This window comes from Citrobacter sp. Cb023 (genome assembly GCF_030336805.1).
Taxonomy (GTDB): domain Bacteria; phylum Pseudomonadota; class Gammaproteobacteria; order Enterobacterales; family Enterobacteriaceae; genus Citrobacter; species Citrobacter braakii.
This window is the reverse complement of sequence record NZ_JAOWCV010000038.1, coordinates 262,427-279,412: the sequence shown is the minus strand read 5'-3', so window position 1 is coordinate 279,412 and position 16,986 is coordinate 262,427. Positions and strand designations below refer to the sequence as shown.

Sequence of the window (16,986 nt, the reverse complement as noted above, 5' to 3'; positions counted from 1 at the left end):
AATGATCGGATAAGATGATGAAAACACTGAATAATGTAGGGGTAATCCGCGGGAATCTAACCGGGGCTTAATCAGCTCCCGGTGGTGTCAGTACTGCGGGGAAATAGCGGGAAAGGGTTAAACTTTGATAAGTTCAGGCCACAGTCGCAGAGTCGTGTGTGCGATCTGCATCAGTTTTTCAAACGTTGCGCCCTCACGGGCGCTGATCGACATACCCTGTAAAATACAGTTCAGGTATTCGGCCAGTTTTTGCACGTCGCAATGGGCCGGAATTTCGCCTCGTTGCTGGCGCTGGTGAAGGAACTGGGTAAGCGTCTGTTCCTGCATTGCATGGCGGGATTTCACCGTGTGCGCAATATCCCGGGAAGAGGCCGCCAGTGTCGCGGAAGTGTTAATCATGAAACATCCCGCCGGGGTGTCTTTACTGGTAAAGCAGGTCGCTATTGCGGTGAAATAGTCTTCCAGCGCGCACTCAAGACTTTTTTCTTCACAAAACAGTTGGGCTTCATGCTTCGCTGCGAAGCGGGTGATGTAGCGGTCCAGTACGGCACGAAACAACCCCTCTTTATTGGTGAACTCCGCATACAGCGTGGGCGCTTTTGCGCCAGTTGCTTCTACGAGATCGGCGAGCGATGTCGCTTCATACCCGTGCTGCCAGAAGAGTGTCATGGCCTTATCAAGCGCGGCTTCCCTGTCGAACACTTTTGGTCGGCCACGGCTTTTTTTAGCACAACCTGTCATTTCAGTTGTCATGGCGCCGATGTACCTTTGTTGGGTTTATTGAATAACCATTATAAAAATATTCGACTGCACACTCCAGCGGATTAGCGATAAAAATAATTTAACGCTATTGATATGAAAAATAAGGTCTTTGTGTTTTATATAACGATCATTATAAAAAAATGTTGACGTGTGACCTGGATCACATCTATGATTTACCTATCGATCGTTAAGTTAATCTTTGCGACACACATTCATCTGCTAAAGGTCACTATCATGAAAAACGTAAAAACTCTGTTTGTTGCTGCTGTTCTTAGCTCACTCTCATTTGCAAGCTTTGCTGCCGTTGAAGTTCAGGCCACACCTGCGGGCCAACAGAAAGTCGGTACTATTTCTGCGAATGCGGGGACTAACTTAGGTTCTCTGGAAGATCAACTGGCGCAGAAAGCGGATGAGATGAGGGCGAAGTCTTTCCGTATTACTTCCGTTACCGGTCCTAACACCCTCCACGGGACTGCAGTTATCTACAAATAAGATTTAACCCATCGCAATGCCACTGCGAGTTAAATAAAAAACCCCCGCGGAATAAAATCCAGCGGGGGTTTTTTATGCGCTGAATTACAGCGGTTGTTGAGCAACGTCGTGATGACGGGTGACATCGACCGGCATGCCTGAGCGAATCTCCATCGCATGTTCCATGACGGCAGAGTCCGTTTGCGCCGCATTCTTAAACGTCTGCATGGATGCGTTCAGCACGATCGGCAGCAATTGCGGGTCGTCATTGATTTTTTCGGACAACGGCTGGTGTACTTCAACCAGGCGCACGCCGTTAGGTTCAACAGATGCTTTGATTGGCGTATTGATAATATTGACCTTGGTTCCTGGCTTCACCTGACGGAACAGAGTTTCGATATCACCGTCGCGTAGACGAATACAGCCGGAACTGACGCGCATTCCGATGCCAAAGTCAGCATTAGTTCCGTGCAGCAGGTACACACCGCCGTATGCCGCTAAGCGAATGGCATGATGGCCCATCGGGTTATCCGGCCCGGCAGGCACCACGGCAGGAAGGTCGATCCCGTTCGCTTTGTATCGCGCGCGGATATTTGCCGTAGGCGTCCAGGTCGGGTTGGCACGTTTATCAGAGATGGTGGTTACCATTGTGGGCGTCAGCGTGTCACCGCCTAACTGGCCAATACCAATAGGATACACGGTCACCGAATTTGTCCCTGGCTGGTAATAATAAAGACGCAGTTCGGCGAGGTTGATAACAATGCCTTCGCGTGGCGCATCCGGCAGCAGGGTTTGTAACGGAATAGTCAGCACGCTGCCCGGACGTGGTACGTAAGGGTCAACGCCGGGGTTGGCCTGTAGCAGCGCCAGAAAGCCGACATTGTATTTTTTCGCAATCGCTTCCAGAGAACCGCCATTGTCTTCGACAACGTGAACGGCATTCTGACCCACCACGCGGCTTCCCGGTGGCGGCAGCGGCCAGGTATTTGCCTGGGCCGGAAGTGCTAACGCGAAGGTCGCGGCAAGCGTAAAAAATGCTAACCAGCGAGAGAGTCGTTTATTGTTTAACATCACCATAAATCCATTGTTTTTACGTGGTTTTTATTATGTAAAAGTAAACAAGAATTATGGCGGTTTGCAGTGTCGGGAAGTGCAGGGAAGTGCAAAGAGTTTGTAAATTCATCAGGCCGGGTGAGTGGAGGACTCACCCGGCTTGACGCTAGGCTACGGCGTTCTCTTCAAGCTGGCGCATAAACTGGCGAACCCAGTCGATCCGTGCTTTACGCTCGCCCAACTCCTGCATGAATTTCAGGCGTGTTGGACCATCCAGACGGAAGTGTTGCGGTTGTTTTTGCAGTAAACCAATTAGCCAGACCGGGTTAACGTGGTTTTTCTCGGCAAACTCAATAGTACCGCCTTTTTCATTGCCTTCGAGCTTTCTGATCCCCAGTTTCTGCGCCTGCTGGCGTAAACGGGCAATATCCAGCAACGTCCGGGCCGGGTCGGGCAGCAGGCCAAAACGGTCTATCAGCTCGACCTTAATTTCTTCCAGCTCGGTTTCGCCTTTCGCACTGGCAATGCGCTTGTAGAACGACAGTCGCGTGTTGACATCCGGGATATAGTTATCCGGCAGAAGCGATGGCATGCGCAGTTCGACTTCGGTTTGCTGGCTGGTGAGATCTTCCAGCGACGGTTCACGCCCTTCTTTGAGTGCATCGACAGCGTTTTCCAGCAGCTCCATATACAGTGAGAAACCGATGCTTTCCATGGAGCCACTTTGATCTTCGCCCAGCAGTTCCCCAGCGCCACGAATTTCGAGGTCGTGGGTCGCCAACGCAAAACCTGCACCTAAATCTTCCAGTGAGGCGATGGCTTCCAGGCGTTTTTGTGCGTCGGTGGTCATCGCTTTTGGGTGCGGCGTTAGCAGCCAGGCGTATGCCTGATGATGTGAGCGTCCCACACGACCCCGTAGCTGATGCAATTGCGCTAAACCGAAGTGGTCAGCTCGTTCAATGATGATGGTGTTGGCAGTGGGAATGTCGATCCCGGTTTCGATAATGGTGGTACATACCAGCACGTTAAAACGCTGATGGTGGAAATCGTTCATCACGCGTTCCAGTTCGCGCTCGCGCATTTGCCCGTGGCCGATACCAATGCGCGCTTCCGGCACCAGTTCCGCTAATCGGTCAGCGGTTTTCTGGATATTTTCGACGTCGTTAAAGAGATAATAAACTTGTCCCCCGCGCATAACTTCACGCAGGATAGCCTCGCGTACCACCAGGTTGTCATATTCGCGCACGAAGGTTTTGACCGCCAGACGACGAGCGGGTGGTGTGGCGATGATCGACAGGTCGCGCATGCCGCTCATCGCCATGTTGAGCGTGCGTGGAATTGGCGTTGCTGTCAGAGTCAGAATATCCACATCCGCGCGCATTGCCTTGATACGCTCTTTGTGGCGAACGCCGAAACGGTGCTCTTCATCGACAATCAGCAGCCCCAGATCTTTTAGCTTCACATCCGCTTGCAGCAGTTTGTGAGTGCCGATGAGAATATCGATTTTACCTTCGGCAACCTGCTCCAGAATCTGCGCTTGCTCTTTGGCGCTACGGAAACGGGACAGCATCTCAATGCGTACCGGCCAGTTGGCAAAGCGGTCGCGGAAGTTGTCGAAGTGCTGCTGAGCGAGCAGAGTGGTCGGTACCAACACGGCAACCTGCTTGTGATTCTCTACGGCGAGGAAGGCGGCACGCATTGCGACTTCGGTTTTACCAAAGCCGACATCGCCACACACCAGGCGGTCCATGGCCAGCGGTTGACACATATCGCTGAGTACCGCGTTGATCGCCTGCGCCTGGTCGGGCGTGGTTTCAAACGGGAAGCTGTCGCAAAACAGCTGGTACTGTTCACGGTCATGCTTAAAGGCAAAGCCTTCTTTCGCTGCGCGCTGGGCATAAATATCCAGCAGCTCAGCCGCGACATCGCGGACTTTCTCAGCGGCTTTCTGTCGGGCGCGTGACCAGGCATCGCCGCCCAGTTTATGCAGCGGCGCATTCTCTTCCGCGCCGCCGGCGTAGCGGCTTATCAGATGCAGCGACGACACCGGCACATACAGTTTGGCGTCGTTGGCATAGGTGAGCATCAGGTATTCACCGGTAATGCCGCCTGCTTCCAGCGTGGTCATACCGGCATAGCGACCGACGCCGTGCTCCAGATGCACCACTGGCTGACCGGGATGCAGCTCCGCGAGGTTACGAATTAACGTGTCCGGGTTGATGGTGCGACGAGAATCCTGGCGGCGACGCGCCACACGTTCACCGAGCAGATCGCTTTCACAAATCAGCGCCAGATTGCGTTTGCTATCGATGAAGCCGTGCTCGGCTGAGCCAATCATCAGATAACGACCGTTGTCTACGGCTTCGTCGAGTCGCAATATCCGCTTCGGCGCGACTTTGATGCGGGCGAGCAGTTCGCCTAGCGCTTCCCGGCGTCCTTCACTTTCCACCGAGAAAATTACCGGACCGGTAAAGCCCTCCAGGAATTTACGTAATGCATCTAACGGTGCTTTTTGCTGTGCCTGAACGGCGATATCTGGCAGCTTCTGGAACCCGAGGTTGGTATTCGCCGCTTTCTTCGGCAGACTCTCGGTTTTCAGCTGAACACGCGGCCAGCGTTTAAGTTCAGAAAACAGCTCATCAACCCGCAGCCACAGCGATTCCGGTGGCAGAAGCGGGCGCATCGGATCAACGCCGCGATTCTCAAAGCGTGACAGGGTATCGGCCTGGAAGCGTGCAGCGCTGGTCTCGATATCGCCGGTATTTACTAATAACGTATTGGTGGGGAAGTAGCTGAACAGCGGCGGCAGCGGCTCGCTGAAAAACAGCGGTTGCCAGTATTCAATCCCCGTAGGTAATGTGCCTTTGCTGACCTGTTGATAAATATGCTCGGCGTCGCGTTTTACCTCAAACGTATCACGCCACTGACTACGGAACAGCTCAATGGCCGTTTTGTCAGTCGGGAATTCGTGTGCGGGCAGCAAATTAATGGCATCGACTTCTTCCAGCGTGCGCTGAGTGTCAGTATCAAACAGACGCAGGCTGTCGATTTCGTCATCAAAGAAATCCAGACGATAAGGCAATTCGCTGCCCATCGGGAACAGATCTAACAACGCGCCACGTGTGGCGTATTCGCCGTGTTCCATGACCTGATCAACATGGCGGTAGCCAGCACTGTCCAGTTGTTCGCGCAGGGCGTCGCGCGAAAGCCGCTGGCCTTTTTTCATGACCAGCGCATGACCGTGCAGATAACTGTGCGGACAGACACGCTGCATCAGCGTATTTACCGGAACGATCAGCACGCCGCGCTGCATGGCGGGCAGTTGATACAGCGTGGATAGCCGTGAGGAGATAATCTCCTGATGGGGAGAAAAGCTGTCATAGGGAAGCGTTTCCCAGTCAGGCAGGTTCATCACCATCTGGTCAGTAAACTGACGAATTTCATCATGCAGACGCAAAGCATTTTGCATGTCCGGCGCGATCAGCACCACTGGACCCGCGTGACGTTCGGCGATTTCGGCGACCAGCGTTGCGCAGGCGGCACCCGTAAGCTCACCCAACTGGCGCTGATCGGAAGCGCCCGTTGGGAGCGTGTAACGATGTTGTTCAGGCATTCGGTTGTCAGGATCTCGTTTAGATATACATCTGATAAGCAATGTTCTTTATTATCCGTGATCGTTTCTCATAAGCAAATTGATTCGCCCCCGAATGGGGGCAAAAAGCGCGAAGGGGTTAGCGCGAGGCGAGCGATAAAGAGGGCGGGGAAAAGAGCAGATCGGCCACGGTTTTTTGTGAAATCTTACGCACCAGCAGGCCAAACAGGGTGCACAGCAGCAGACAGGCGAACGGATACACCAGTAGCAGGGCCAGCTCCGCGTATGCAGGCCAGGCGGCATGATTGATTTTGGGGATAAGCGTTAAGCTGAACAGCTCAACCAGAATACGGTGTGTGGTGTAGATGGCGATGGTATTGGCGCCAATCACGCTTAACGGACTGGACGCGCGCATGCCAAAGTGGAGCTCGAACTGATAAAACAGCTTCATGATCAGCACAATGGAAAGGAGAGAAAGCAATAGCGAGACATTTGCCAGCCACGCGACGACGGCGACGATTGTGCAACCCAGAACAATGACCGCATGGCGGCGCAGGGGCACCTCCTTGATCCACGCCATCAGCGTTGCGCCAAACCATGCGCCGAGGCTATACCAGGGCAAATTGCGAATCACGCTGTTCATTCCCCACCACGGGGTCGGGAAAAAATTGATCGCCACGCTCAGCGCCACAAATAATGCTAACAACGGCATCGCCCAACGGCTGAAAATTTTACACAGAACAAAATAGACAATCAGCGCGTACAGATACCACAGGCTGGTGCTGGCGGTCAGCATCCCGTGGGTAAAACCCGCAATCGAATCCGCATAAGCGGCGTTGGCGGCATGGGTCAGATCGCGCTGCGGGGCGAGCCAGTTATTGAGCGCCACCAACGCCAGCCATTGCACCACACCCCAAAGCACAAGCACCCAGGCGATACTCCAGATCCGTTTATCCACGCAGGTTGTCCACGGGACGTTATCGATGTAGCGGCGGATCAGATACCCCGAAATAAAGAAAAACACCGGCATGCGAAACGGTGCCAGGTACAAATTGAGGTAAATCCAGCATTTGCTCAACACCTCTGACAGTGGATGCTGAAAAGTGGTGAGGTGCGGGTAAAATGTGATCACCGAGTGGTAAATCACTACCAGGCAAATGCATAACCCCTTGATTTGATTAATCCATAGTTCTTTTTTATTCATTGAGACGGCGCATCCATATTGATTGCAATAGACTGCCATCCTGCGCAACCCGCCGTGCGCTGTAATGCGTAACTGTCTGCATTTTGTTTTTTTAGGATAAAGGTCAGGGATCAGGGTTGCAGGGGAGAGGGACAACTTTAGCGGTTTGATTTATTTATACTTTTAAGAATAGTGCTGACGAACACTTACGGTTCAGTCATTTACCCATTCCGCTTTCGCTTATATACTCGTGACTTTGCTAACAGCAACCAGACGGATTTCATGTACCAACCTGTCGCTCTATTCATCGGCCTGCGTTATATGCGTGGGCGTGCAGCAGATCGCTTCGGTCGCTTCGTTTCCTGGCTCTCCACCATTGGCATTACTCTCGGGGTAATGGCGCTGGTTACGGTGTTGTCGGTGATGAACGGTTTCGAGCGCGAGCTGCAAAACAATATTCTTGGCCTGATGCCTCAGGCCGTCCTCTCGTCTGAACAGGGTTCCCTAAACCCGCAACAGCTACCGGAAAAAGCGGTGGTGTTGAACGGCGTCAACCGCGTTGCACCGATAACCACGGGGGATGTGGTACTGCAAAGTGCGCGTAGCGTGGCAGTCGGCGTGATGCTGGGTATTGACCCGGCGCAAAAAGATCCATTAACGCCATATCTGGTCAATGTGAAGCAAACAGATCTGCAGCCGGGTAAGTATAATGTCATCCTCGGAGAGCAGCTTGCCGGGCAACTGGGTGTTAATCGTGGCGATCAAATTCGCGTGATGGTGCCCTCAGCCAGCCAGTTTACCCCCATGGGGCGTCTGCCGAGCCAGCGTCTGTTTACGGTAATTGGCACCTTCGCCGCCAACAGCGAAGTCGACGGCTACCAGATGCTGACCAACATCCAGGATGCATCACGTTTGATGCGTTACCCGGTGGGCAATATTACCGGCTGGCGTCTGTGGCTGAACGAACCGTTAAAGGTTGATACGCTGAGCCAGCAAACGCTGCCGCAAGGCACCAAATGGCAGGACTGGCGCGAGCGCAAAGGGGAATTGTTCCAGGCCGTGCGTATGGAGAAAAACATGATGGGGCTGCTGCTTAGCCTGATCGTGGCGGTGGCGGCATTTAATATTATTACCTCGCTGGGTCTGATGGTAATGGAGAAGCAAGGGGAAGTGGCGATTCTACAAACGCAGGGGCTGACGCCGCGGCAGATAATGATGGTGTTTATGGTTCAGGGGGCCAGTGCCGGGATTATCGGCGCGCTGCTGGGCGCGGTGCTGGGCGCATTACTCGCCAGTCAACTGAACAACCTGATGCCAATTATCGGTGTGCTTCTGGATGGGGCTGCGCTGCCGGTTGCCATTGAGCCGCTGCAGGTTATCGTCATTGCGCTGGTGGCGATGGCCATCGCGCTGCTGTCTACGCTTTATCCTTCCTGGCGCGCTGCCGCCACTCAACCCGCTGAGGCTTTACGTTATGAATAAGATCCTGTTGCAATGCGACAACCTGTGCAAACGCTATCAGGAAGGCACAGTGCAGACCGATGTACTGCACGATGTCAGTTTTTGCGTCGGTGAAGGTGAGATGATGGCGATTGTCGGCAGCTCCGGTTCCGGTAAGAGTACGTTGCTGCATCTGTTAGGCGGTCTGGATACGCCAACTTCCGGCGATGTCATTTTTAGCGGTCAGCCGATGAGCAAACTCTCGTCGGCGGCGAAAGCGGAACTGCGTAATCAGAAGCTGGGCTTCATTTATCAGTTCCACCATCTGCTGCCGGACTTTACCGCGCTGGAAAACGTGGCGATGCCGTTGCTGATCGGCAAGAAAAAACCGGCTGAAATCACCGAGCGCGCACGGGATATGCTGAAAGCAGTAGGGCTGGACCATCGTGCCAGCCATCGTCCGTCTGAACTGTCAGGCGGTGAACGCCAGCGCGTGGCCATCGCTCGTGCGCTGGTGAATAACCCGCGCCTGGTACTGGCGGATGAGCCAACGGGTAACCTTGATGCGCGTAACGCGGACAGCATTTTCGAGCTTCTGGGTGAGCTGAACCGCTCTCAGGGCACGGCATTTTTGGTGGTGACACACGATCTGCAACTGGCGAAGCGCATGAGCCGCCAGCTTGAAATGCGCGATGGTCGCCTGACGGCTGAACTGAGCCTGATGGGAGCTGAGTAATGGCTTCGCCTTTATCGTTATTGATTGGTTTGCGTTTTAGCCGTGGTCGGCGGCGCGGCGGCATGGTCTCGCTGATTTCCGTGATTTCCACCGTTGGCATTGCGTTGGGCGTAGCGGTGTTGATCGTCGGCTTAAGCGCCATGAACGGATTTGAGCGTGAGCTTAACAACCGTATTCTGGCCGTGGTGCCGCACGGTGAGATTGAAGCCGTGAATCAGCCGTGGAATAACTGGCAGGAAGCGCTCGACAAGGTACAGAAGGTACCAGGCATTGCCGCTGCGGCGCCTTATATTAACTTTACCGGGCTGGTGGAGAGTGGGGCGAACCTACGCGCAGTGCAGGTGAAGGGCGTTGATCCGCAGCAGGAGCAGCGTTTAAGCGCGCTACCCTCGTTTGTGCAAAACCACGCATGGGATAATTTCAAAGCGGGTGAGCAACAAATCATTATTGGTAAGGGAATTGCCGATGCGCTGAAGGTGAAGCAGGGCGACTGGGTATCGATTATGATCCCTAACGCCAGTGCGGATCATAAGTTACAGCAGCCTAAACGCGTGCGTTTGCACGTCACGGGGATCCTGCAACTGAGCGGTCAGCTCGATCACAGCTTTGCCATGATCCCACTGGAAGATGCGCAGCAATACCTGGATATGGGATCCAGCGTTTCCGGGATCGCGCTGAAAGTGAACGACGTGTTTAACGCCAATAAGCTGGTGCGAGACGCGGGTGAAGTCACCAATAACTATGTGTACATTAAGAGCTGGATCGGTACTTACGGTTATATGTATCGCGATATCCAGATGATCCGCGCCATTATGTATCTGGCGATGGTGCTGGTGATTGGCGTGGCCTGTTTTAATATCGTTTCCACGTTAGTGATGGCGGTAAAAGACAAAAGCGGCGATATTGCGGTATTAAGAACCCTGGGGGCTAAAGATGGCCTTATCCGTGCCATTTTTGTCTGGTACGGCCTGCTGGCGGGGCTGTTCGGTAGCCTGATAGGCGTCGTCATTGGGGTGGTTGTCTCGCTGCAACTGACGCCGATCATTAACGGGATTGAGGCGCTTATCGGCCATCAGTTCCTGTCCGGCGATATCTATTTCATTGACTTCCTGCCATCGGAATTACACTGGCTGGATGTGATTTACGTGCTGGTGACAGCACTCGTGCTGAGTCTTTTGGCAAGTTGGTATCCGGCGCGTCGCGCCAGCAATATTGATCCTGCGAGAGTACTTAGCGGCCAATAACAATATATACACGAAAGCATTCATGCGGCGGTAAGGCGGCAAACCGAAATCTCCACGAGCATAGATAACGATGTGACTGGAGGGTGAGGGCGCAGCCGACCCCAAGGTATCTTGAAGGATGACGTGTATCAAGGAGCGGTGATGTATTACGGATTTGACATCGGCGGGACCAAAATTGCGCTTGGCGTGTTTGATAAGCAACGTCGTTTGCAATGGGAAACTCGCGTCCCTACGCCTCGCGACAGCTATGACGCTTTCCTTGATGCGGTCTGCAATCTGGTGACGGAAGCGGACCAGCGGTTCGGCGTTAAAGGTTCGGTAGGTATCGGCATTCCTGGCATGCCGGAAACGGAAGACGGCACGCTGTATGCGGCCAACGTTCCTGCTGCCAGTGGTAAGCCGCTCCGCGCCGATCTCAGCGCTCGCCTTGACCGCGATGTGCGTCTGGATAACGATGCTAACTGTTTTGCCCTCTCCGAAGCCTGGGATGACGAGTTCACCCAATATCCGCTCGTGATGGGGTTGATCCTCGGCACCGGTGTTGGCGGCGGTCTGGTGCTTAACGGGAAATCCATCACCGGACGCAGCTATATCACCGGCGAGTTTGGTCATATCCGTTTGCCAGTCGATGCGCTGACGTTGATGGGCTTTGATTTCCCATTGCGCCGCTGCGGGTGCGGTCAACTGGGATGCATCGAAAGCTATCTTTCCGGCGGTGGATTTGCATGGTTGTATCAGCATTACTACCATCAATCGCTGGATGCCCGGGAAATTATCGCGCTGTGGGAGCAGGGTGATGAACAAGCACGTGCCCATGTTGAACGCTATCTGGATTTGCTGGCGGTGTGCCTTGGGAATATCCTGACTATCGTCGATCCTGATTTGGTGGTGATTGGCGGAGGCTTGTCGAATTTTACCGCTATTACGACGCAACTGGCGGACCGACTGCCACGTCATCTGCTGCCGGTTGCCCGGGTGCCGCGTATTGAGCAGGCGCGACACGGTGATGCGGGCGGGATGCGCGGAGCCGCTTTCCTACATCTTACCGATTAATACAAAGAGGTTGTTATGCTGTCGCGCCGGGGTCATCGGTTAAGCCGCTTTCGTAAAAATAAACGCCATATGCGCGATCGCCTGCGTCAACGAATCTTTTTCAGAGACAGAGTGGTGCCTGAATTGATGGAAAAACCAAGAGTGCTGGTACTGACGGGAGCGGGAATCTCCGCTGAGTCAGGAATTCGAACCTTTCGCGCGGCGGATGGTCTCTGGGAAGAACATCGGGTAGAGGACGTTGCGACTCCGGAAGGATTCAGTCGTAATCCGCAACTGGTCCAGTCGTTTTATAACGCCCGTCGTCATCAGTTGCAACAGTCAGAAATCCAGCCTAACGCGGCGCATATCGCGCTGGCAAAACTCGAAGCCGAGCTGGGCGACCGTTTTTTACTGGTGACGCAGAACATTGATAACCTGCATGAACGTGCGGGCAGCCAGAACGTAATCCATATGCACGGCGAACTGCTCAAGGTTCGCTGTTCGCAAAGCGGGCAGATTCTGGAGTGGACTGGCGATGTGACTGCGGAAGATAAATGCCATTGTTGCCAGTTTCCGGCGCCGCTGCGCCCGCACGTGGTGTGGTTTGGTGAAATGCCGCTGGGCATGGATGAAATTTATATGGCACTGGCAATGGCCGATGTGTTCATTGCGATTGGTACATCGGGCCATGTATACCCGGCAGCGGGGTTTGTGCATGAAGCTCGACTACATGGGGCGCATACGGTAGAGCTAAATCTCGAACCGAGCCAGGTAGGAAGCGAGTTTGAAGAGAAGTATTACGGTCCGGCAAGCCAGGTGGTGCCTGAGTTTGTTGAGAAATTATTGAAAGGACTGTGATTTTTTTGCCCGATACGCGCAGCGCTATCGGGCATTCCTTACAACGCTGAATTAGCGTCCTGCTTTCAGCTTCTGATAATACTCTTCATAGATAGCGCTGGCGGAACCGACATCATTCTGCCATTCCCCTTTGTTGATGGTTTCTGCATCAGGGTAGAGGGTTTTATCGTTCGCGACTTCAGGGCTTAACAGCTTACGTGCTGCCAGGTTTGGCGTCGGATAACCGATGGTTTCCGCGACTTCTTTCGCCACGTCCGGGCGCAGCAGGAAGTTAATCAGCTTCAGCGCACCTTCTTTATTTTTTGCGTTCGCTGGAATAGACAGGCTGTCCATCCAGAAAATCCCACCTTCTTTCGGCCATACCACTTCCAGCGGAGTACCTGCCTGACGCGCAACATACGCGGAGCCGTTCCACACCATCCCCAGATTGACTTCGCCTTCCATATACGGGTTGGCCGGGTTGTCAGAGTTAAATGCCGCGACGTTAGGCATCAGCTTCTTCAACTCGTTATAAGCGGCTTCAATCTCTTTAGGATCGGTGGTATTGCCGGAGTATCCCAGCTTGCGCAGCGCCATCTGGAACACTTCACGCGCATCATCCGTTAACAGCAGGCTACCTTTGTACTCCGGTTTCCACAGATCGGCCCAGCTGGTTACTGTTTTCGGGTCGATGGCATCGCTATTGATGCCAATGGCCGTCGCACCCCAGATATACGGGATAGAGTAGTCATTGTTGGGGTCGAATGGCTTGTTGAGCATTTCCGGATCGAGGTTGTGGAAGTTGGTCAACGTCGACTTGTCGATCTTCTGGATCATGCCTTCTTTGCGCATTTTATCGACGTAATAGGTGGACGGAACCACCAGATCGTATGCGCCGTCTTTATAGGTTTTGAGCTTGGCGTACATGGTTTCGTTCGACTCGTAGGTCGAATAGATAACCTTAATGCCGGTCTCTTTGGTGAACTGCTCCAGCAGTCCAGGCGGGACATATTCGGTCCAGTTATAGAAATAGAGCGTGTTGTTGTCATTAGCGTGAGCGGCGCTCATGCCCAGTGCCAGAGCACCCGCCGCGAGCAGGTGGCGTGACCATTTTTTCATCATTTAACGTCCCCTGAATTAAGGGCCTTAGCGGCCCTTGGTTTTATCACGTGCAATAAGCTGGCTGGCAATCACCATAACCAGCGACAGAACCAACAAAATGGTCGCCAGCGCGTTCACCTCTGGTGATACGCCGACTTTTACCATTGAGTAGATTTTTAACGGCAAAATTTCATAACCAGGCCCGGTAACGAAGGACGACACGACGACATCATCCATCGACAACGTAAAGCTCAGCAACCAGCCGGCAGCCACTGCAGGCATTGCCAGAGGCAGTATAATCTTGCGCAGAATAGTCACTTCACTGGCGCCGAGATCTTTGGCGGCTTCAAGCATTCGTACATCAAAACCTTTCAGACGTGAGTAAACCGTCACCACCACAAAAGGTAGACAAAAAGTGATATGCGAGAACAGCAGTGACCAGAAACCCAGTTGAATGCCGATCAGCATAAACAGCACCAGCAAAGAAATCGCCATTACGATATCCGGCGACATCATCACCACGAACAGCATGCCGCTGACAAACGGTTTACCGCGAAAACGGTAGCGGTACAGTGCAACCGCTGTGAGTGAGCCGATCAGCGTGGCAAACGTGGCGGATAGCACCGCCATCGTCAGCGAGTGTTGCGCTGCCTGTAGCAGGCTGTCGTTGTTCATCAGCAGGCCGTACCATTTGGTGGTAAAACCCTGCCAGTTGATGCCAAAGCGCGAGCTGTTAAAGGAGTTCACAATCAAAATAATGATTGGAATATACAGATACGCGTAGATGGCGGTCATAAAACCGCCTCTGAGCAGCCGACCGATCATTCGCGTTTCACCTTCTTGTTCAGAAGGCGCGATGTTTTCAGAGTATTGAAAATAATCAACTTTTTCTCTTCTCCAAAATCTCTCCAAAACTTCCCGCCAAAACAGATAGCCAAAAAGAAGCAGCTATCACTAAGGCCGCGAATTTTACAACAATTTTTAGGATGATCGGGAAAAAAAGGCCATTTAAATGACCCGCTTTACCCATTCCTGACTGCGAGTGGCGGTATAGCAATCGGTTCAGGGAACAATTAGCGCACGCTACCGCTGTGGTGGTAAAGGGGAGGTACTTGACTGCAAAGCCACGAAAGAGCATGGCGTCCCAGTGTTTGAAACCTGTGAACGCTGCAGGGAGCATGCTTAACGAAGGGGAACGAAATTGACGGGAATAGTGGTTTTTTGGATATCAATTTCCTGGACCGGTGGTAACAAAAAACAGAAAACACCAGAACGGCGTTTTACGCTATCTACAGCGTAAATTTCTTGAATCACCCTGTTTTACGACACAAGAATTTACCTTTAATGACACCGTCAAAGAAACGGCCTTTAGATTGCACTGTGAGAAAAGAGTTATAGATGCTTTCAGGAACGCCCACATACTGGAAAGTTGAAGAATTTACGAACCCAATCTCCAGAATCTTTTCTAATGGGTAGTAACCAATAAATTTTATTTTTGATGAAATCATTGCCTGTCGTTGCATTTTTTCTCCTTCAAATTTTTTAATTTTCCTTCCCTGATAATACACTGATATGAAACAAAAGGAGCATAGTTTTGTAAATGTTATGGCTGTTTCAGAATTTACTGGTTGGAAGAAATGATTTTCTTTGTTGCTATTAATTTCCTCAGCTGCGAAAAATAGTACGAAAATTCGTTGCTGGATTTTTACGGATTGAAACGGGCTTTCCTTTAAGTAACTGATAAATATGTTCTATTTTATTTTTCGTTATCCGGGTGGCGACCGGCTGTATGTTATTGCTAGTGAACAGAACTCCTTGATTATGCTGTCTCAGTTTCCATTTCTAAGATTTTGCGAAAAATTAAATGAAAAAATAACTTGCTATTGTTTGTGGGGTGTGTGATTAATGAGGGGTTGGTTAGGTACACAGACCCATTAAAGCGGTTTAGTAAAGCAGTTCTCATCTCAAGCGTTATCCACAGATAATCCTTTCTTTTGAGCCTTCTTATCGTTACTAATTAGATTGTGTGCGAAGCCCTTTTCGCCGTAAGGCTACATAGAATTTAAGGAATTACCTGTGTCTAATAAAATGACTGGTTTAGTAAAATGGTTTAACGAGTCTAAAGGTTTTGGTTTTATTACCCCTGACAATGGTAGTAAAGATGTGTTTGTACACTTCTCTGCTATTCAGAGTGGTGGCTTTAAAACGCTGAATGAAGGCCAAAAAGTTGAGTTCAGCATTACTGCTGGTGCAAAAGGGCCGTCAGCTGAAAACGTTGTAGCTGCCTGATATTTTTCCTGATGTAAACTAATATACGATAGCGAAGACGGTGAATGCCTGAGTAGATATATTAGTTTTTCAGAAACTCAACATCTGTCGACATAAAGCTGAACAGATGTCTGAGTCTAATCATTGGGTAGAACAGTTGAAATGATTATTTTATGAATGTCATTTGTTGTTTTACCTCTGTAGTTTTTCTTGCACGCTTAAGTGCATTCGTAAAAGCTAACAACATCCAAAAAATCGCTGGTGCTATAATATAAAGAAAATTATATTATTTTAGATTCCTCATGTGAACTGATAAGAAATATTTATTTTTTATTGCTTTTAATAGTGAGTTGTAACCTGATACTGAAAACCAAGAGAAATCATTAGTTAAATAGATCTTTTGGATATCACTGCGGTAGTGAGTGTTGTAGCAAATAAAGGCTAACATCATGACCGACCATATTTATTTTAAGTGCCCTTGTTGTCATGGGTCACAGTACAGAACTTCCCATTTTGATGTGACTGAGAAAAATCCCTTTGGTGCAAAGTGTATTTTTTGTAAATCATCAATGATCACACCTGATAACTATGCGCCATATACTTCCAGTAAATCAAATGAACAGGTGTTGCGAAAGTAACATTTGGCTCTGACCTTCCAGTTAAGGCGGCAAGATTCATTATCATTGCCAGGCACTGGTTTAAGTCCAACAAGGGCCGTCAGTCAGCTACTACCTCATCGAATTGAGCGGGCGACTTTTGAACTTGCAGGAGACGAGGGTTTGATCCTCTATGGTTACACCATGAATAAAAACCTCGTTCTAACGGGGTTTTGTCATTTCAGGGTTATCCGTGCAACATACAAGTAAGTTGGGCAAAGAATTGTATTTTTTGTTTTGCTATTAACATCATGTCTGATGTGTAACGGTATTACTAATAACCATATAACGGGCAACGCATTGAGAATCATACAAAACCATATTATGGCCCAGGAAATTGGTGAAACAGTTATCCAGCTACTTGAAAATGGCAAAAGGGTTACGACAGGGAATATCATTGATTTGATCGAACGGAAAAGTCATGCCTTGCACGGTCAAAAAGCCGATGAGATAAGAGAAATATTGATATTTATCAGGAAAAAATCTGTTCTGTAAACGAGTTATAAATCACCTACGGTGCTCACGGATTATGGTTTCTCAATCAAAGACCTACTGAGAGGCATCCAGCCTGGTAGTGCAAAACTCTTCTTTTCTGGCCCACACAATAGAAT

Annotated in this window: 16 protein-coding genes and 1 pseudogene; 10 read left to right on the top strand and 7 right to left on the bottom strand. The window is 51.0% G+C overall.

Annotated features, from left to right (window positions below):
* Nucleotides 1-117: 117 nt before the first annotated feature.
* Nucleotides 118-753, bottom strand: coding sequence for a TetR family copper-responsive transcriptional repressor ComR (gene comR / locus OGW44_RS15100; protein WP_016156207.1), 636 nt, complete (start codon nucleotides 751-753; stop codon nucleotides 118-120).
* A gap of 243 nt (nucleotides 754-996) precedes the next feature.
* Between comR and bhsA the strand changes: the two genes are divergently transcribed.
* Nucleotides 997-1,254 (top strand): multiple stress resistance protein BhsA, encoded by a 258-nt coding sequence (gene bhsA, locus OGW44_RS15095; protein ID WP_185654372.1) that lies wholly within the window; start codon nucleotides 997-999, stop codon nucleotides 1,252-1,254.
* 84 nt (nucleotides 1,255-1,338) lie between these two features.
* On the opposite strand, the gene ldtC is transcribed toward bhsA, so the two are convergent.
* The 3 genes from ldtC to OGW44_RS15080 form a co-directional block, all read right to left on the bottom strand.
* Nucleotides 1,339-2,304, bottom strand: a complete 966-nt coding sequence (gene ldtC, locus OGW44_RS15090; RefSeq protein WP_016156209.1) for a L,D-transpeptidase LdtC — start codon at nucleotides 2,302-2,304, stop codon at nucleotides 1,339-1,341.
* 148 nt (nucleotides 2,305-2,452) lie between these two features.
* Nucleotides 2,453-5,899 (bottom strand): transcription-repair coupling factor, encoded by a 3,447-nt coding sequence (gene mfd, locus OGW44_RS15085; RefSeq protein ID WP_109017722.1) that lies wholly within the window; start codon nucleotides 5,897-5,899, stop codon nucleotides 2,453-2,455.
* A 118-nt stretch (nucleotides 5,900-6,017) separates the two neighbouring features.
* Nucleotides 6,018-7,082 (bottom strand): acyltransferase family protein, encoded by a 1,065-nt coding sequence (locus OGW44_RS15080; RefSeq protein ID WP_016156211.1) that lies wholly within the window; start codon nucleotides 7,080-7,082, stop codon nucleotides 6,018-6,020.
* A gap of 261 nt (nucleotides 7,083-7,343) precedes the next feature.
* Here OGW44_RS15080 and lolC point away from each other — a divergent pair, with 261 nt between their 5' ends.
* The 5 genes from lolC to cobB all read left to right on the top strand — a co-directional run bounded on the left by lolC (nucleotide 7,344) and on the right by cobB (nucleotide 12,371).
* Nucleotides 7,344-8,543 carry a lipoprotein-releasing ABC transporter permease subunit LolC gene (gene lolC, locus OGW44_RS15075; RefSeq protein WP_003030806.1) on the top strand — a complete coding sequence of 400 codons (1,200 nt, stop codon included), beginning with the start codon at nucleotides 7,344-7,346 and terminating at the stop codon, nucleotides 8,541-8,543.
* Nucleotides 8,536-9,237, top strand: a complete 702-nt coding sequence (gene lolD, locus OGW44_RS15070; RefSeq protein ID WP_003832278.1) for a lipoprotein-releasing ABC transporter ATP-binding protein LolD — start codon at nucleotides 8,536-8,538, stop codon at nucleotides 9,235-9,237. Before lolC ends, lolD begins: the two co-directional genes overlap by 8 nt.
* Nucleotides 9,237-10,481: a lipoprotein-releasing ABC transporter permease subunit LolE gene (lolE, locus tag OGW44_RS15065; RefSeq protein ID WP_049041348.1), complete on the top strand. Its 1,245-nt coding sequence runs from the start codon at nucleotides 9,237-9,239 to the stop codon at nucleotides 10,479-10,481. The genes lolD and lolE overlap by 1 nt, the downstream gene beginning before the upstream one ends.
* A 141-nt stretch (nucleotides 10,482-10,622) precedes the next feature.
* Entirely contained in the window at nucleotides 10,623-11,534 is a 912-nt protein-coding gene (nagK, locus tag OGW44_RS15060; protein WP_016152684.1) for an N-acetylglucosamine kinase, read from the top strand.
* 15 nt (nucleotides 11,535-11,549) lie between these two features.
* Nucleotides 11,550-12,371 (top strand): Sir2 family NAD+-dependent deacetylase, encoded by an 822-nt coding sequence (gene cobB / locus OGW44_RS15055; protein ID WP_016152685.1) that lies wholly within the window; start codon nucleotides 11,550-11,552, stop codon nucleotides 12,369-12,371.
* A 51-nt stretch (nucleotides 12,372-12,422) separates the two neighbouring features.
* On the opposite strand, the gene potD is transcribed toward cobB, so the two are convergent.
* Both potD and potC read right to left on the bottom strand, forming a co-directional pair.
* Nucleotides 12,423-13,469 carry a spermidine/putrescine ABC transporter substrate-binding protein PotD gene (gene potD / locus OGW44_RS15050; RefSeq protein WP_029139492.1) on the bottom strand — a complete coding sequence of 349 codons (1,047 nt, stop codon included), beginning with the start codon at nucleotides 13,467-13,469 and terminating at the stop codon, nucleotides 12,423-12,425.
* Between the two features lie 27 nt (nucleotides 13,470-13,496).
* A complete protein-coding gene (potC, locus tag OGW44_RS15045) occupies nucleotides 13,497-14,276 on the bottom strand; it encodes a spermidine/putrescine ABC transporter permease PotC (protein WP_003030794.1) in 780 nt (259 codons plus the stop codon).
* Nucleotides 14,277-14,514: 238 nt separating this feature from the next.
* On the opposite strand from potC, the pseudogene OGW44_RS15040 reads away from it, so the two are divergent.
* Nucleotides 14,515-14,622, top strand: a pseudogene (locus tag OGW44_RS15040) (antitermination protein Q); the annotation flags it as partial.
* 139 nt (nucleotides 14,623-14,761) lie between these two features.
* On the opposite strand, the gene OGW44_RS15035 reads toward OGW44_RS15040, so the two are convergent.
* Complete coding sequence (locus OGW44_RS15035; protein WP_016152687.1) at nucleotides 14,762-14,974, bottom strand: KTSC domain-containing protein; 213 nt, start codon at nucleotides 14,972-14,974, stop codon at nucleotides 14,762-14,764.
* A gap of 553 nt (nucleotides 14,975-15,527) precedes the next feature.
* Between OGW44_RS15035 and cspE the strand changes: the two genes are divergently transcribed.
* From cspE to OGW44_RS15020, 3 genes are all read left to right on the top strand, one after another.
* On the top strand, nucleotides 15,528-15,740 hold the full coding sequence (gene cspE, locus OGW44_RS15030) for a transcription antiterminator/RNA stability regulator CspE (protein ID WP_005127641.1): 213 nt from the start codon (nucleotides 15,528-15,530) through the stop codon (nucleotides 15,738-15,740).
* 428 nt (nucleotides 15,741-16,168) lie between these two features.
* A complete protein-coding gene (gene ymcF, locus OGW44_RS15025; protein WP_071600303.1) occupies nucleotides 16,169-16,357 on the top strand; it encodes a cold shock small protein YmcF in 189 nt (62 codons plus the stop codon).
* Between the two features lie 342 nt (nucleotides 16,358-16,699).
* Complete coding sequence (locus tag OGW44_RS15020) at nucleotides 16,700-16,870, top strand: hypothetical protein (protein ID WP_223307937.1); 171 nt, start codon at nucleotides 16,700-16,702, stop codon at nucleotides 16,868-16,870.
* Nucleotides 16,871-16,986: the final 116 nt, after the last annotated feature.

Excerpts from the sequence above, each read along its gene's own strand:
- comR (WP_016156207.1), bottom strand. The coding sequence starts at position 753 with ATGACAACTGAAATGACAGGTTGTGCTAAAAAAAGCCGTGGCCGACCA.
- bhsA (WP_185654372.1), top strand. The coding sequence starts at position 997 with ATGAAAAACGTAAAAACTCTGTTTGTTGCTGCTGTTCTTAGCTCACTC.
- ldtC (WP_016156209.1), bottom strand. The coding sequence starts at position 2,304 with ATGTTAAACAATAAACGACTCTCTCGCTGGTTAGCATTTTTTACGCTT.
- mfd (WP_109017722.1), bottom strand. The coding sequence starts at position 5,899 with ATGCCTGAACAACATCGTTACACGCTCCCAACGGGCGCTTCCGATCAG.
- OGW44_RS15080 (WP_016156211.1), bottom strand. The coding sequence starts at position 7,082 with ATGAATAAAAAAGAACTATGGATTAATCAAATCAAGGGGTTATGCATT.
- lolC (WP_003030806.1), top strand. The coding sequence starts at position 7,344 with ATGTACCAACCTGTCGCTCTATTCATCGGCCTGCGTTATATGCGTGGG.
- lolD (WP_003832278.1), top strand. The coding sequence starts at position 8,536 with ATGAATAAGATCCTGTTGCAATGCGACAACCTGTGCAAACGCTATCAG.
- lolE (WP_049041348.1), top strand. The coding sequence starts at position 9,237 with ATGGCTTCGCCTTTATCGTTATTGATTGGTTTGCGTTTTAGCCGTGGT.
- nagK (WP_016152684.1), top strand. The coding sequence starts at position 10,623 with ATGTATTACGGATTTGACATCGGCGGGACCAAAATTGCGCTTGGCGTG.
- cobB (WP_016152685.1), top strand. The coding sequence starts at position 11,550 with ATGCTGTCGCGCCGGGGTCATCGGTTAAGCCGCTTTCGTAAAAATAAA.
- potD (WP_029139492.1), bottom strand. The coding sequence starts at position 13,469 with ATGAAAAAATGGTCACGCCACCTGCTCGCGGCGGGTGCTCTGGCACTG.
- potC (WP_003030794.1), bottom strand. The coding sequence starts at position 14,276 with ATGATCGGTCGGCTGCTCAGAGGCGGTTTTATGACCGCCATCTACGCG.
- OGW44_RS15035 (WP_016152687.1), bottom strand. The coding sequence starts at position 14,974 with ATGCAACGACAGGCAATGATTTCATCAAAAATAAAATTTATTGGTTAC.
- ymcF (WP_071600303.1), top strand. The coding sequence starts at position 16,169 with ATGACCGACCATATTTATTTTAAGTGCCCTTGTTGTCATGGGTCACAG.
- OGW44_RS15020 (WP_223307937.1), top strand. The coding sequence starts at position 16,700 with ATGGCCCAGGAAATTGGTGAAACAGTTATCCAGCTACTTGAAAATGGC.